Source organism: Mesorhizobium australicum WSM2073, from assembly GCF_000230995.2.
GTDB lineage: Bacteria > Pseudomonadota > Alphaproteobacteria > Rhizobiales > Rhizobiaceae > Mesorhizobium > Mesorhizobium australicum.
On the sequence record NC_019973.1, the window covers coordinates 4,588,809 to 4,602,411 of the forward strand.

At 63.3% G+C, this 13,603-nt stretch carries 17 protein-coding genes; 8 read left to right on the top strand and 9 right to left on the bottom strand.

What is annotated here, in order from left to right:
* Positions 1 to 72: 72 nt before the first annotated feature.
* Complete coding sequence (locus MESAU_RS22185) at positions 73 to 1,044, bottom strand: glycosyl transferase family 90 (protein WP_015318262.1); 972 nt, start codon at positions 1,042 to 1,044, stop codon at positions 73 to 75.
* Between the two features lie 198 nt (positions 1,045 to 1,242).
* Here MESAU_RS22185 and MESAU_RS30410 point away from each other — a divergent pair, with 198 nt between their 5' ends.
* Positions 1,243 to 1,389 (top strand): hypothetical protein, encoded by a 147-nt coding sequence (locus MESAU_RS30410; protein ID WP_015318263.1) that lies wholly within the window; start codon positions 1,243 to 1,245, stop codon positions 1,387 to 1,389.
* Positions 1,390 to 1,456: 67 nt separating this feature from the next.
* On the opposite strand, the gene MESAU_RS22190 is transcribed toward MESAU_RS30410, so the two are convergent.
* Entirely contained in the window at positions 1,457 to 1,690 is a 234-nt protein-coding gene (locus MESAU_RS22190) for a DUF982 domain-containing protein (RefSeq protein WP_245262889.1), read from the bottom strand.
* A gap of 130 nt (positions 1,691 to 1,820) precedes the next feature.
* The gene (locus MESAU_RS22195; protein ID WP_015318265.1) at positions 1,821 to 2,486 is read right to left on the bottom strand and encodes a GntR family transcriptional regulator; all 666 of its coding nucleotides are present in this window, start codon (positions 2,484 to 2,486) and stop codon (positions 1,821 to 1,823) included.
* Positions 2,487 to 2,601: 115 nt separating this feature from the next.
* Here MESAU_RS22195 and MESAU_RS22200 point away from each other — a divergent pair, with 115 nt between their 5' ends.
* Positions 2,602 to 3,855, top strand: coding sequence for an MFS transporter (locus MESAU_RS22200; RefSeq protein ID WP_015318266.1), 1,254 nt, complete (start codon positions 2,602 to 2,604; stop codon positions 3,853 to 3,855).
* Positions 3,856 to 3,887: 32 nt separating this feature from the next.
* Positions 3,888 to 4,250, top strand: a complete 363-nt coding sequence (locus tag MESAU_RS22205; RefSeq protein ID WP_015318267.1) for a DUF423 domain-containing protein — start codon at positions 3,888 to 3,890, stop codon at positions 4,248 to 4,250.
* A 15-nt stretch (positions 4,251 to 4,265) separates the two neighbouring features.
* Here the strand turns inward: MESAU_RS22205 and MESAU_RS31535 are convergent, their stop codons facing one another.
* Complete coding sequence (locus MESAU_RS31535; protein WP_015318268.1) at positions 4,266 to 4,415, bottom strand: hypothetical protein; 150 nt, start codon at positions 4,413 to 4,415, stop codon at positions 4,266 to 4,268.
* 59 nt (positions 4,416 to 4,474) lie between these two features.
* Positions 4,475 to 4,618: a hypothetical protein gene (locus tag MESAU_RS31540; protein ID WP_015318269.1), complete on the bottom strand. Its 144-nt coding sequence runs from the start codon at positions 4,616 to 4,618 to the stop codon at positions 4,475 to 4,477.
* Positions 4,619 to 4,782: 164 nt separating this feature from the next.
* Here MESAU_RS31540 and MESAU_RS22210 point away from each other — a divergent pair, with 164 nt between their 5' ends.
* Entirely contained in the window at positions 4,783 to 5,859 is a 1,077-nt protein-coding gene (locus tag MESAU_RS22210; protein ID WP_015318270.1) for a substrate-binding domain-containing protein, read from the top strand.
* An 18-nt stretch (positions 5,860 to 5,877) separates the two neighbouring features.
* On the opposite strand, the gene MESAU_RS22215 is transcribed toward MESAU_RS22210, so the two are convergent.
* Positions 5,878 to 7,074, bottom strand: coding sequence for an OpgC family protein (locus tag MESAU_RS22215; RefSeq protein WP_015318271.1), 1,197 nt, complete (start codon positions 7,072 to 7,074; stop codon positions 5,878 to 5,880).
* Positions 7,075 to 7,275: 201 nt separating this feature from the next.
* Between MESAU_RS22215 and MESAU_RS22220 the strand changes: the two genes are divergently transcribed.
* Positions 7,276 to 7,935, top strand: a complete 660-nt coding sequence (locus MESAU_RS22220; RefSeq protein ID WP_015318272.1) for an alpha/beta hydrolase — start codon at positions 7,276 to 7,278, stop codon at positions 7,933 to 7,935.
* A gap of 27 nt (positions 7,936 to 7,962) precedes the next feature.
* On the opposite strand, the gene MESAU_RS22225 is transcribed toward MESAU_RS22220, so the two are convergent.
* Entirely contained in the window at positions 7,963 to 8,331 is a 369-nt protein-coding gene (locus MESAU_RS22225) for a TetR/AcrR family transcriptional regulator C-terminal domain-containing protein (RefSeq protein WP_083883058.1), read from the bottom strand.
* Positions 8,307 to 9,695, bottom strand: coding sequence for a Si-specific NAD(P)(+) transhydrogenase (gene sthA, locus MESAU_RS22230; protein ID WP_015318273.1), 1,389 nt, complete (start codon positions 9,693 to 9,695; stop codon positions 8,307 to 8,309). Before sthA ends, MESAU_RS22225 begins: the two co-directional genes overlap by 25 nt.
* A gap of 204 nt (positions 9,696 to 9,899) precedes the next feature.
* Between sthA and MESAU_RS22235 the strand changes: the two genes are divergently transcribed.
* From MESAU_RS22235 to MESAU_RS22245, 3 genes are all read left to right on the top strand, one after another.
* Positions 9,900 to 10,370 (top strand): RDD family protein, encoded by a 471-nt coding sequence (locus MESAU_RS22235; RefSeq protein WP_015318274.1) that lies wholly within the window; start codon positions 9,900 to 9,902, stop codon positions 10,368 to 10,370.
* A 139-nt stretch (positions 10,371 to 10,509) separates the two neighbouring features.
* Positions 10,510 to 11,268 carry an arginyltransferase gene (locus MESAU_RS22240; protein ID WP_015318275.1) on the top strand — a complete coding sequence of 253 codons (759 nt, stop codon included), beginning with the start codon at positions 10,510 to 10,512 and terminating at the stop codon, positions 11,266 to 11,268.
* Positions 11,269 to 11,399: 131 nt separating this feature from the next.
* Entirely contained in the window at positions 11,400 to 12,296 is an 897-nt protein-coding gene (locus MESAU_RS22245) for a DMT family transporter (protein WP_041163860.1), read from the top strand.
* A 9-nt stretch (positions 12,297 to 12,305) separates the two neighbouring features.
* On the opposite strand, the gene MESAU_RS22250 is transcribed toward MESAU_RS22245, so the two are convergent.
* Positions 12,306 to 13,514: an AI-2E family transporter gene (locus MESAU_RS22250; protein WP_015318277.1), complete on the bottom strand. Its 1,209-nt coding sequence runs from the start codon at positions 13,512 to 13,514 to the stop codon at positions 12,306 to 12,308.
* Between the last annotated feature and the right edge of the window lie 89 nt (positions 13,515 to 13,603).

Consider the following 13,603-nt stretch of genomic DNA (forward strand, 5'->3'; position numbering starts at 1 on the left):
ATTGCCCTACCATCCAGCCACGCATTCCGATAGCGCCCGAATGCGGCTGGCGGCCTCGACCGAGCGCCGCAACTAGCCCGTTATGTAGCGCCACACCTCGGCATCCGGTTTGATCTGGCCCGACAGCACGAAGTATTTGTAGAGCACCAGCAGGGAGATCGTCTGCTCGGTCTGTTCGTCGTCGAATGTCCGGCAATAGGCGTTCGCAGCCGCGATGATGCGCTCCGCCTCCGCCGGATTCCGCTCGAAATAGGCGACGTGGTCCTCAAGGTTCGAGAAATCCGCCGCGAGCGGCACATAGTGGACGTTGGCTTCGAGCTGCCGCTCCGCAAACCATGTCTCATAGGTCGGCGGCGGCATCATGCAGAGCGACTTCGAATTCATGATCCATTTGAGATTGGTCGCCACGTCGTTGCCCTCGAGCGAGACGATGTAGCGATAGCGCTGGTGCTGGCTGATGCTGAGAAAAGGCCTGGCGTATTCGGGCGGTGCGTTCGGCTTGTGCGAACCGGCATCGCAGAACGGCAGGTCGCGCACAGCGTTCAGAAATCTTGTCCTGATCGGATTGTTGAGATCACCGCGCCAGACAACGGACGGCAGCTTGTCGGCGAACGACATCGCGTCAGCCGGCATCTGGAAATGACGAAACTTGTCGAGTTTCATGATGATCGCGTTCTTGTCGTCAGCACAGATTGGCCGGTCCTTGACGATCGAAGGCACCTTGGGGACATTCCTGACGTCGCCGAATTCCAGGTCGATGAGCAGGCCGGGATCGAAGTAGCGGGCGAACTCCTTCAGGTCGTAATAGTACATGGTCGGCGTGAAGGGCAGTTTGCCGATGCGCATGGCATCGGCGCTTGGCGCGAAACCATCCTGCAACTTGTTGTAGTAATTCAGCCTGCGGCGCGCCGCCTCACCGGAAAGCCTGGCCCTTTCGAGACGGCCAGCCAGCCGGGCACGAAACAACGCTTGCGGAGCGACATCGCGCGCGACGTTTCTCGCATAATAGAAAACTCTTGCTGCGGTCCGCGAAATTGTGGCCATCGGTCACTTGATCAAAACAAACGGGCGGTTCTCAATCCATGGCGCCCGCATGTCCTACATCATTGTGGCGCCGATCTGGCAAGCGCCCGCATCTCTTCGATGCCAGCAGCCACGCATTATCGCTTCGGCTGTTGTGTTTGACGGCTAATGCTCCTAGGCAGGCTCAGGGCCGCAAGGCAGTCACAAAAAGGAGCCGACATGGCGCGAGCACCAAACTACGATCAGGAACGCAAGGAGCGCGACCGCCAGAAAGCGGCCAAGAAGGCTGAAAAGCTGGCGGCCAAGGTTGCCGCGCGCGAACGTACGAAGCCTGAAACCGAGACTGAGACCGAAACGAAGGATTAACGGCATCCGGCCCGCTAATGCGGGCCGAGCCTCAAATCCAATTGTCAGCCCAAACCGCGAGCTAATATCAGGCTGGCGCCTTGTCGCTGATGAAGACATCCACTTCCCGCGCCGCGGCGATGAAAGCGCGCCTGGCATTCATCGCCGGCTTGTCGCCGGCGAGCGCGTCGTGACAGGCCTGCAGCGCCGCACGATGCTTGGGGCTGCGCTTGCCGGGCCAGTTGTTGAGGAGGTAATCGGAAGCCTCCCTTGCCGAACGCAAGAGCTGAGTGCTTCCCGCCGTGACGGATTTGACGGTCACGGGTGTTTCAAACCGGTTGTTTTCCATCGCCGCTCTTACGCCATCGGCTTCCTTGAAGCGAGGCCGAAAGTGCGCTTCACGTCAGACCCGTCTGTTTTTCCGGCCAGCGCGCCGCAGCGCATGGACCGCACTAAGCGGCGACGACGGCAAATCCCCTGGCGCGAAGGCCACGTCGGTCGTTGGCAAGCGACGTCACCAGCCGATCACGGCTGCCGACGATGTGGGCCGACAGCAGCCGCGCGGCTTCATCAGCCTGACCGAGGCGTGTCGCGGCAAGAATGGCGCGATGTTCGACCCAGGCACGGCCAAGGGCCGTCTCGTCACGCACTTCCAGCCAGCGGGCGCGCGACAGGCGCGTCATCGCGTCACGAACCGCCCGGAACAGGAATTCGTTGCCGGAGAGCCGCGCCAGCTCGATGTGAAAATCCATGCCGACACGATGCCACTCCTCGCGCGGCGTATTTTCGTCGCAGGAATCGAGCATCGCCTCGATGACATCGATGGCGCTCTTGTCGGCTTGCCCGCACGTCAGCCGCAATGCCGCGATCTCGACCGCCTCGCGATAGACCGCAACCTGCTCGAGTTCGGCCAGATTGATGGGCGAAACGGTCCAGCCGCGCCCGTCCCTGCCGACCAGCCCCTCGGTCTCCAGCCGCAGCAGCGCCGCTCTGACAGGCGTGCGCGAGGCGCCGAATTGGCTTTCGATCCAGCGTTCGGTCAGCCGCTCTCCCGGCCCGATCTCGAGCGCCAGGATCATCTCGCGAAGCTGCCGTTCGACATTCTGCATCTGCGACATCGCGCGCCCTTTCCGAAGCCGCATTGACAGCGGCCGGCGTGAAGTTCATGACGGAGACCAGTTTGGTATCCCAAAATGGTATCCGCAACAAGCGCTGATACCGGGCAGGCAGGGCATGACGCAGGAAGACACGCAGCAAAGCGGCTACAACATTCACTGGCGGCGCAATCTCGCGGTCTGTTTCGCGGGCTCGTTCAGCACGCTCATCGCCATGACCCTGCTGTTGCCATTCCTGCCGCTCTATGTCGAACAGCTCGGCGCACAGGGCCACGCGGCAATCGTGCAGTGGTCCGGCGTCGCTTATGGCGCCACCTTCTTCGCCGCGGCCACAGTAGCGCCGCTGTGGGGGCGCCTGGGTGACCGCTACGGGCGCAAGGTGATGCTGGTGCGCGCCTCCTTCGGCATGGCGATCTGCATGTCGCTGACGGGCATGGTCGAGACGGTTTCGCAACTGGTGCTGCTGCGCCTGCTGATCGGCTTCGCGGGCGGCTACTCCTCCGGTTCAACCATACTGGTGGCCATGCAGACGCCGAAGGAGCGTTCCGGCTGGGCGCTTGGCGTGCTGTCGGCGGGCATTACGGCGGGCTCGCTGGTCGGTCCCCTGTTGGGCGGCGTGCTGCCGCCGGTGATCGGCATTCGCGCCACCTTCCTCTTGTCAGGCGGTGTGATCTTCCTCGCCTTCCTGGCAACGACCTTCCTCATCAAGGAGAGCCCGCGTCCGAAGCCAGCCAAACCGGTGTCGGCGGCAAAGCCGAAAAGCGGCTGGTCGCAGATCCCGGACAAGCGCCCGGTCGTGGCCATGCTGACCACCGGCATGCTGCTCGCCTTCGCCACAATGTCGATCGAGCCGATCATCACCGTCTATGTGCAGCAGCTCATCGAGGACCAGAGCAGGGTGACGCTCGTCGCCGGCGTTGTGATGTCGGCCGCCGCGCTGGGCACCATCCTCTCGGCGTCTTGGCTCGGCAAGCTCGCGGACCGGATCGGGCACTGGAACGTTGTCGTGGGAGCACTGGCGGTTTCGGCGCTGCTCCTTATCCCGCAGGCTTTTGTCACCAATAGCTGGCAGCTTATCGGCCTGCGTTTCCTGATGGGCCTGGCGCTGGGCGGCCTCCTGCCCTGCATCGCCAGTGTCATCAGGCACAACATCCCCGACGGCGTTGGCGGCAACGTGCTTGGCCTGGCGATCTCGGCGCAGTATGTCGGACAGGTCGCGGGGCCACTGGCCGGCGGTTTTGTGGGCGGCCATTTCGGCATGCCGGCGGTGTTTCTCGGCACGTCGGTGCTGATGGCGCTCGGGGCGGCCTACAACTGGACCGTCCAGTCGCGGCGGACGCGGCATATGGCGCTGGAAGCGCGCAAGCCCTGACGCTTGCTGAAGAAAGAAGGAGCACGCCGGCCATGAACCCCGATCCAAACGGCAGCCGCCTCCTCGTGCTTGCCGGCGGCCTCGTCGGCGCGGCGGGGGTGGCGCTTTCGGCGGCCGCCGCCCACCGCGGCGGCGCCTTTACCGGCACCGCCGCGTCGTTCCTGCTGATGCATGCGCCGGTCTTCCTCGCCATCGGCCTTATCGGCGCGAACCGCTGGCTGCGCATCGCCAGCCTCGTTCTGCTCGCCGGGCTGCTCCTCTTCGCGGGCGATCTTCTCGCCCGCGATTTCTGGGGCTCAAGGCTGTTTCCGATGTCGGCGCCGATCGGCGGCACCCTGCTCATTGCAGGCTGGCTGGCGATAGCGATCTCGGCCGTGGCACGTCCACGACCCTGAAATGATTGCTTGAGGTCAATCCCGGCGGCGTTCCGGGCGGACCCAAAGGGCACGGCCGCCAACAGCAGGTTTCACCCGCCGTCGCGCTTCCGGTCGCTCGGTGGCCGGTGCGATGCCCCAGTAGTTGCGGTAGATATCTTCGAACAGATGCTTGATGGGATGCATGACTCATCCTCCTTGTCTTTGAATCGATCCAATCGTCGGGCGCGAAAAAGCCGGTTTGATCAGCTCCGCTTGCGCGCCACCAAGAAGCGAAGATCGCGAACCCATGGGCCCGTCTCACCACGATGCCTAGCCTTGTTGGTGGCTGACCCGATATTCCAGTCGTTGCGGTAGATGTCGGCGAACAGGTAGTTGACGGGATGCATGGCGCTCCTCCCTTTTTGGCTATTCAGCAGAACAAGCTGCCACTTGGATCGATTCAAACCTAGGATCGAAACCGGCGCAGGTCAAGCAAAATTTGAATCGATCCAACGAAAATACTAGATGCGGCGGAAGAACGTGCTACATGGATGTCAGGAGGCACGCACAAATGGCGTCACTCACCGCAGGCAATCGACGACCCGTACGGCTGGCCGACATCGCCAAGGCCGCCGGTGTTTCGCACGGCACCGCGTCCAACGTATTCAGCCGCCCCGAGATCGTGCGCGAGGAAGTCCGCGAACGGGTTCGCGCCGCGGCCGAGGCAATGGGTTATGGCGGCCCCGATCCAAAGGGCAGGCTGCTGCGGGCCGGCAAGGTCAACGCCATCGGCGTGGCCACCGCCGAGCCCCTCTCCTATTTCTTCGACGATCCGTTTGCGCGCGTCATGATGGCGGGCATCTCGCAAGCTTGCGATGCGACCGGAGCCGGCATTTCCCTGGTCTCGGCCGCCAACAACGAGCAGCTTGCCTGGAACATCCAGAGCGCTCTGGTCGACGGCTTCATCGTCTTTTGCATCGAAGGTGGCTCGCGCCTGGTGGAGTTGGCACGTGAGCGCAAGCTGCCCTTCGTCGCGCTCGACCTCGACTCCGAGGACGGCTCGGTCGCCGCGATCGGAGTCGACAACATCGCCGGCGCCGGCATGGCGGCCCGCCATCTCACGGATCTCGGCCATCGCCGCTTCGCCGTCATGGCCCTGCCCTTCGCCGACAACAGGACGGGCCTTGTTTCGGCCGAACAGGTTCGGGCGGCGACCTATGCCGGAACGCGCGACCGCCTCACCGGCTATCTCCGGGAGCTTTCGCGGGTTGGCGTCGACATAACCAAAGTGCCTGTCTACGAGACCGCCAACGACGTGGCGAGCACGAAGGCGGGGCTCGAGACCATCTTCGCCTCCGACACGCCGCCCACCGCCATTCTGGCCATGTCGGACAGAATAGCCCTGGTGGCGCTCGAATGGCTGAGCGCACGCGGGCTGAGCGTGCCTGACGACGTTTCCATCGTCGGCTTCGACGGTGTTCCGGAAGCAGCGGTGTCCGAGCCGCCATTGACCACGATCGCCCAGCCGATTGCCGAGATGGGCCGCCTTGCCGTCAGGGCGATCCTGGAGAGCGACGGGCCGGTCAGCCGGCATCAACTGCCGGTCGAACTGATCGTGCGAGCCTCGACGGCCTCGCCACGCGGCTGAACCGCACGGCCGAACCGCCTACCGATTGGCTCTTGCCATGGCAGTCCCCAAAGGCGCACGAACCGGCGCGGGAACCGTTTGGGCCGTGCGGGCCTTGCCCGAACCGCCGATGGTCGACAGCCATTCGAGATAGAAGGCGAGCGCGAACTGCATGGCGATGCCGGCCGATATCAGCAGGCTGTCATAGACGAGCCCGCCCGGATTGATCAGCGTCATCACCTGCGCGACCATGGCGATCACCGTGCCGGCGATGAAGACCGGCAGCGATCTTTTGCCCAGTATGGCCAGCGGATGGTCGGGGCTGGTGCGGAACAGGTTTGACACCGTCGGCAGGGCGACGACGAGGTAGCTGACCGCCAGGATGTGCAACAGCCGCGGCAACGACAGGAAGGTCTTGTCGAAGCCGCCGATCACCACCGGCAGGTTGAACCACGTTAACTGTCCCCAGAGCGGGCTATGCACCCACACCAGAGCCGCCAGCACATAGGTCGCGGCCGCGCCGACAAGCCAGCGGTTGACCGGAATGACACCGCCGCGCCTGACATGCAGCATGGCGGCAAGGCCGATGTTGAACAGGAACTGCCAGGACAACGGGTTGAGGAACCAGAAACCGGGCTCGGGGTAATTGGGCGGAGCGATCTCCCAAATTCCGGCAACCAGCCATAGCGTGCCGGACACGACAAGCGCCGCGACGGGCCTGGAGCTGACGAACAGGACGAACGCCGGCGCCATCAAAAGCAGCGCTGCATAGACCGGCAGGATGTTGTTGTAGCCGAGCTGATGGCCGAGCGTGACGATGCCGACCAGCACTTGCGGCGTGTTTTTCATCAAGGGCTCGATGTTGATGAGCGTCAGCAGTTCCGGCCGCCTGGCAAACACCGCCACGGCGCAGAACAGGGCCATCACCACCATCGTCGTGACGATGTGGGCGACGTAGAGCACGCCGGCCCGCCGCCACATTTTCAAGGTCGCCAGAAGCCGGCCGCCCGGCCGGAACTTTGTGCCGTAGGCGAGTGCGACCGAAATGCCTGATATCAGCACGAACGCCTCGGCCGCGTCCGAAAAACCGAAATTCTTGTAGGTCAGGGTCTCGAAAGCCGTGCCTGGCACATGGTCGACGAAGATGGTGAGCAGTGCCAGCGCGCGCAGCACATCGATACGCGTGTCGCGTTCAAAGACACGCAAATCGCGATCTGGCGAAACAGGGGTAGTCATCGACAAAAGGCCTCAAAGCTGGTTGTTCATGTCCAGCAATGCGACCCCCGACGCACCGCTTCGATTCCTCCCACAGGGAGTGTATCGGCGCAGAAACGGGCCGGAATGAGCCTGGTTCAATCAACTTTCGCGGAGCATGAAAATATTGCGTTTTGAAGCCGGCAAATTGAGCGAAACCTCATATAATCAACGGGATGCGGTATGACTGGCGCCAGTGTCGAAAATGGCCCTCTGATGCTGGATCTAGCCTTTCCCTATCGCCTCCTCGGTGCCGGCAAAAGCGGCCGCGCGTGCCTGTTCCTGCTGCATGGATCGGGTGTCGACGAGACAAGCATGGTGCCGCTGGCGAGGCGCATCGCGCCCGACGCCCCCCTGATCGCGGTACGGGGCCGCATCCCGCAGGAGGACGGTTTTCGCTGGTTCGAGCGAATCACGCCGACGCGCTTCGGCCAGCAAAGCATCCGTGTCGAAACCGCCGCCTTCGCGGCATTCGCAAGCGAAGTCGCCGCGCGCCATGGGCTCGATCTCGCCCACGCGACATTCATTGGCTATTCGAACGGCGCCAATCTGGTTTCGAGCCTGATGCTGCTCCATCCCGGTATTGTCCGGAGCGCGGCGCTGCTGAGGCCAATGCCGGTGCTCGACAAGGTGCCTTCAACGGACCTCATGGGCACACGGACGCTGATCATTGCCGGGGCGGCGGACGAGACCTACGGGCCTTTCGCGTTGGCGCTGGTGACGCTGCTCAGCCGGCACGGTAGCGAGATCGACGCCCGGATCGTTCCATCAGGCCACGAAATCGGCGACCCGGACGCCGCGATCGTCGAGCGATGGCTGGCCGGAGCGGCACAGGGAGGCTGACCGCCTTTGCGACCGCTCGCTGCCCAATCAGCGTTTGGCCACCATTCGAACTTCTGCCCCGGCGATCAGCAGGCCAAGCCCGCTTTCAAACAGCGCCTCGTGTCCGCCGGCACGGTAGTGCACCAAGGCTTCATGCAAAAGCGGATGATCATGCGCCGCCGCATCCAGCGCTTCGCCACGCCCCGGACCTGACGGATTTTCGGCTTGCTCCTCCATGACACAGCCGACCGTGTAGCGGCCGACCGTCATCAGCAATTCCATGGCTGGAACCGCCGCCATGCCCTCGCCCGCCAGGAATTCCAGCAGCCGCTCGAAGTGGCAACAGAATGGAGGGGAGTGTACGGCTCCCCCCGAACTTGCACCAGACAGGGCTACCCTCTTCCCATTCTGTTCCAGGCGTCGAGGCCGGCGATCTTGTAGGCCTCGGCCAGGGTTGGATAGTTGAAGGTGTTGTTGACGAAGAAGTCGACCGTGCCGCCGAGATTGATCACCGCTTGGCCGATATGAATGAGTTCGGTGGCGCCCTCGCCGACAATGTGCGCGCCGAGCAGGCGCCGCGTCTCGATCGAGAACAACAGCTTCAGGAAGCCGGTGTCGACGCCCATGATGTGGCCGCGCGACGTCTCACGGAAGCGCGCGACGCCAACCTCATAGGCGCCGCCGCTTTGGCGCACCTGCTCCTCGGACTGGCCGACCGTCGATATCTCCGGTACCGCGTAGATGCCGTAGGGAAAGGTTTCCGGCGGCGCGGGCAGGGTCACGCCAAAGGCATGGCAGGCGGCCACCCTGCCCTGCTCCATGGAGGTCGAGGCGAGGCTTGGAAAGCCGATGACGTCGCCGGCCGCGTAGATGTTCGGCACGCTGGTCTGGAAAGTCTGGGGATCGACCTTGATGCGGCCCCTGGAGTCGGCTTCGATGCCGACCACGTCGAGGCCGAGGCTGCCGACATTGCCGGTGCGGCCGGCGGCGTAGAGCACGACCTCGGAGCGGATGGTGCGGCCATCGGCCAGTTCCACCTCGGCGGCATCCGGCTTGGAGCGGATTTCCTTGACCGCGCTGCCCAGTCTTATCGTCATGCCGCGGTCGCGCATCTGGTGGATGAAATCGTCGACGATCTCCCGGTCGACGAAATCGAGGATGGAGTTGCGCGGCTCGACCAGCGTCACCGGTACGTCGAGCGCGGAAAAGATCGTGGCGTATTCGACGCCGATGACGCCGGCGCCGATCACCGTCAGCGTGCGTGGCAGGCGGTCGAGTTCAAGCATTTCGTCGCTGTCGAAGACACGGGTCTTGTCGAAGGGCACGTCGGCCGGCCGATGCGGCCTGGTGCCCACGGCGATCAGTGCGTTGGCGAAACCGACTTCGCTGTAGTCGCCATTGTCCGATGTCAGGCTGACCTTGTTGGAGCCCAGAAATTTCACCGCCGCGCGCGCGCTTTTGACCGTGTTGCGCATGAACTGGTGCTGCAGCACCTCGACCTCATGGTCGAGCGTCTTGTGCAGGCGCTCGATCAGGTCGCCGACCGAGATATCCTGCTTGACCCGATAGCCGCGTCCATAGAAGCCGCGCTCGCGCCAGCCCGAGAGGTTGAGCACCGTTTCGCGCAGCGTTTTGGAAGGAATGGTGCCGGTGTGCACCGAGACGCCGCCAAGGCGCCGGCCCCGGTCGACCACCAGCACCGATTTGCCGAGTTTGGCCGATTGCACGGCAGCGCGGCGGCCGGAAGGGCCGCTGCCGATGACCAGCATGTCGTAGTCCATATTGCCCCGTCCCCTCGGCGTCTTGTTGCGCCGCAGCAAGCTAACGCCATCCGTGCTGCAAATTCAACCGCTTCGGACCCTCAGCCCATTCTGTCCCGCCTGGCGCCGCGGCGAAACGGTCCGATCTTGATTCCACCATGAGCCTTCACCATTTCTGGTGCGGTGGGGCGCAGGCTAAGCAGGCCCCTGTTACGAGGAAATGACATGAACGCTCGCGTTCTCGACGGCGAAATCATCAACACCCGGCTCGACGATGTCAGGGCTTTTGAAGGCGTGCGCACAAGGCGCATCCTGGCTTTCGTGCTCGACTATCTGATCGTTGGCCTGCTGAGCATTCCGGTCGCCATCCTGGTGTTCTTCCTCGGGCTCTTGACCCTCGGCCTGGGCTGGATGCTGTTCGGCGTCCTGGTGCCGGCAGTCGCCATCCTCTACATCTGGAACACGTTGGGTAGCGCCGACCAGGCCACCACGGGCATGAAGATGATGGGCATCCGCCTCGACCGTCTCGACGGCACCCGCATCGACGGGCTGACCGCGGTCGTCCATTCCGTATTGTTCTGGGCCGGCAACGTCATCCTGTCGCCGCTGGTCCTGCTGGTGACCCTGTTCTCGGACCGCAAGCGCACGCTGCACGATCTTTTGCTCGGCACTGTCGTCAGCCGCACCGGCCGCTGAAACCGCCCTGAAGCAAAGCCGCAGCCCCCTTGAGCGCAAATGTGAAGGTGTTGAGTTGCCCACACCTTCACAATCCTGTTGAATTTTTCGCCGCCGGAGCCAAAGGTAGAGCGATTCGAAGGAGTGTTTCCAAGGCTCGATGACGCAGCACCCGACCCAGTCGCCGCAGTTCTTCCTGACCGCGCCGTCGCCGTGCCCCTATCTCGACGGCCAGTTCGAGCGCAAGGTGTTCACGCATCTGGTCGGCGACAAGGCCTCGGAGATGAACGACCTGCTCACGCAAGGCGGCTTCCGGCGCTCGCAGAACATCGCCTACAGACCAGCCTGCGAGACCTGCCGCGCCTGTGTGTCGGTGCGTATCCTGGCACAGGAGTTCACCGCCAGCCGCAACATGAAGCGCGTGCTGCAGCACAATTCCGACCTCGTCGGCGCCATGCACAACGCCGAGCCCTCGACCGAACAATATTCACTGTTTCGCGGCTATCTCGATGCCCGCCACCGCCGCGGCGGCATGTCCGACATGACGGTGCTCGACTACGCCATGATGGTCGAGGATACCCATGTCGACACCAAGGTGATCGAATACCGGCGGCGCGGACCCGACACCTTCATCACCGGCAAAGGCCAGGGTGAACTCATAGCGGTGGCGCTCACCGACAAGATGGCCGACGGCTTGTCGATGGTTTATTCCTATTTCAATCCCGATTTCGAAAGCCGCTCGCTCGGCACGTTCATGATCCTCGACCATATCGCCCGTGCCAAGGCGATGGGGCTGCCCCATGTCTACCTTGGCTACTGGGTCAATGGTTCGCGCAAGATGAATTATAAGATGCGCTTCATGCCGCAGGAGCATCTCGGCCCAAAAGGCTGGGAGCGCTATACCAACGAAGCGGTCTGACGCTGAGTTTTCCCCCGATCCACGCTTAAACTGTTTCAAGGCAGGGGATGCTGGTCTTTCAGCCGCTCGGCTGGAGAGAGTGCGCGCTTGCGCCGACCGGCCGCCTGCAATTCAATTGCGAAAGTTCCTGCATGTCCTCTCACCATGATCACCAGAAGGGCCTTCTGATAACCGCCATCGGCGGACTGATACTGACCGTCGACATACCGTTGATCCGCCTTGCGGATGGCGGCGCGTGGACCATCCTTTTGCTGCGAACCGGAACCACCTTCATCGCCGCGATGATCATCTGGTCGGTCTGGCGCGCGCTGAGCCGGAATGTCCCGCCGCTTATCCCCGGCTGGTCCGGGCTGATCGTGGCGATATGCTATGGGCTGACCTCGATCACCTTCGTTACCGCGGTCTTCCACACCTCGACCGCCGACCTGGTGTTCATCCTGGCCTTCAACACCGTCTTCGCCGCACTCTTGTCCTGGATATTCCTACGGGAAAGGCCGGGAGCGGTGACGATCGCGGCCATGCTGGTCATGATCCTCGGCGTGCTGGTCATCGTCGGCGGTTCGGTTGGCAGCGGCAAGCTGTTCGGTGATTTCATGGCGCTGTGCTCGGCTTTCTTCATCGCGGTGGCCATCACCCTCTCGCGAGCCAGCGGCAAAGATATGGGATTCACCTCGCTGATCGGCGTCCTTCTGCCGCTTGGGCTGGCGGCCTTCATGGTGAGCGGCGAAGGCTTTCACGTAAACGCGCCATGGTGGATCATCTTCAACGGCGCCGTCATCATGCCGATCTCGTTCTTCTGCCTCGCCGCCGGGCCGAAATACATTTCAGGACCGGAAGTGGCGATGTTCTACCTGCTCGAAACCGTGCTGGCGCCGATCTGGGTGTGGATGATCTTTGCCGAGACGCCGACCCGCAACAGCCTGATCGGCGGCGGCATCCTGATCGTCACGCTCGTCGCCCATTCGCTCTGGCAGTTGCATGATGGGCGCAAGCGCCGCGGCGACCTCGCGGTACACCATCCGGCGTAGAGTCGAGATTCAGGCGCTGGCTTTCTTGACCACGCTGGGTTCGGGCAGGACCTCGATTTGTGGACCGGCTTCGATTTCATTCGGCGGCACGATCTCGTCGGCCAGTTCCACCTCGCGCAGCCACTCGCGCCAGATCGCGACCAGCAGCGCCATCAGCACCGGGCCGATGAACAGGCCGAGAAAACCCATGGTCTTGACGCCGCCGATCAAACCGAAAAAGGTCGGCAGGAAGGGCAGTTTTATCGGGCCGCCGACGAGCTTGGGGCGCAACGTCTTGTCGACGACGAACAACTCGACCGTGCCCCAGATGAACAGCGCCAGGCCGGCCATCGGCGAGCCGCTGGCGGCGAGGTAGATCGAGACCAATGTGAAGGACAATGGCGCACCGCCTGGGATGAGCGCCATCACGCCGGTCAGCGCGCCGAGCGTCACCGGCGACGGCACACCGGCCAGCCAGTAGGCGATGCCCAGCACCAGTCCCTCGCCAATGGCGATTACCGTCATGCCGGTCACGGTCGAGGAAATGGTCGCCGGCACGACGCGCGAGATCCGTTCCCAGCGGGTGGGCAGGATGCGCTCGCCGAGGCGGTCGATCTGGCCGGCGAAATTCTCGCCGTCGCGATAGGCGAAAAACAGGGCGATCATCATGAACAGCAGCGTCAGAAAGAGGCTGAAAGCGCTGCCGCCGGCGGCGAGCGCACCGCGGTAGATGCTGCCTATATTGGCGCCGCTGACCAGCTGGATCAGTTCGCCGATGCCGCCGGGATGGCCGAGATTGGTCGTCCACTGCTCGTTCAGCCATTCACCCACCACAGGCAGGGTGGCGATCCAGTGCGGCGTCACCGCACCGTGGCGGTTGGTCTCTATCGCCCAGCCGACCCATTCGCGCACCTCGTTGATGGCATAGGTGCCGGCAAGCGCGATCGGTATCACCAGGAAGGCCAGGATGAACAGGATGGCAAATGTGGCGGCGATGGTTCGGTTGCCGCCGACGCCGACCAGCAGCCGTCGGTAGAGCGGCCAGCTGGCGAAGGCGATAACGAGGGCGGCCAGCACCGGGAACAGGAAGCCATGGAAAAAATAGACGCCGGCGGCAACGATCAGCACCAGCAGCCAGCGCGCCGCCGAGAGCGGCGGTATGACGGCCGAACGAAGCGGTGTGGACAGCCCGAAGAGGCGCTGCTGCCGTTCCGGCTTCTGGATCTTTGCTTCCTTCAAACGCCCTGTTCTCCCCGGCCCATCCGGTCAGTTATGCACCGATATAGTGCAGCAATCGTGACGATACTCCAAATGGTGATGGCGCAGCT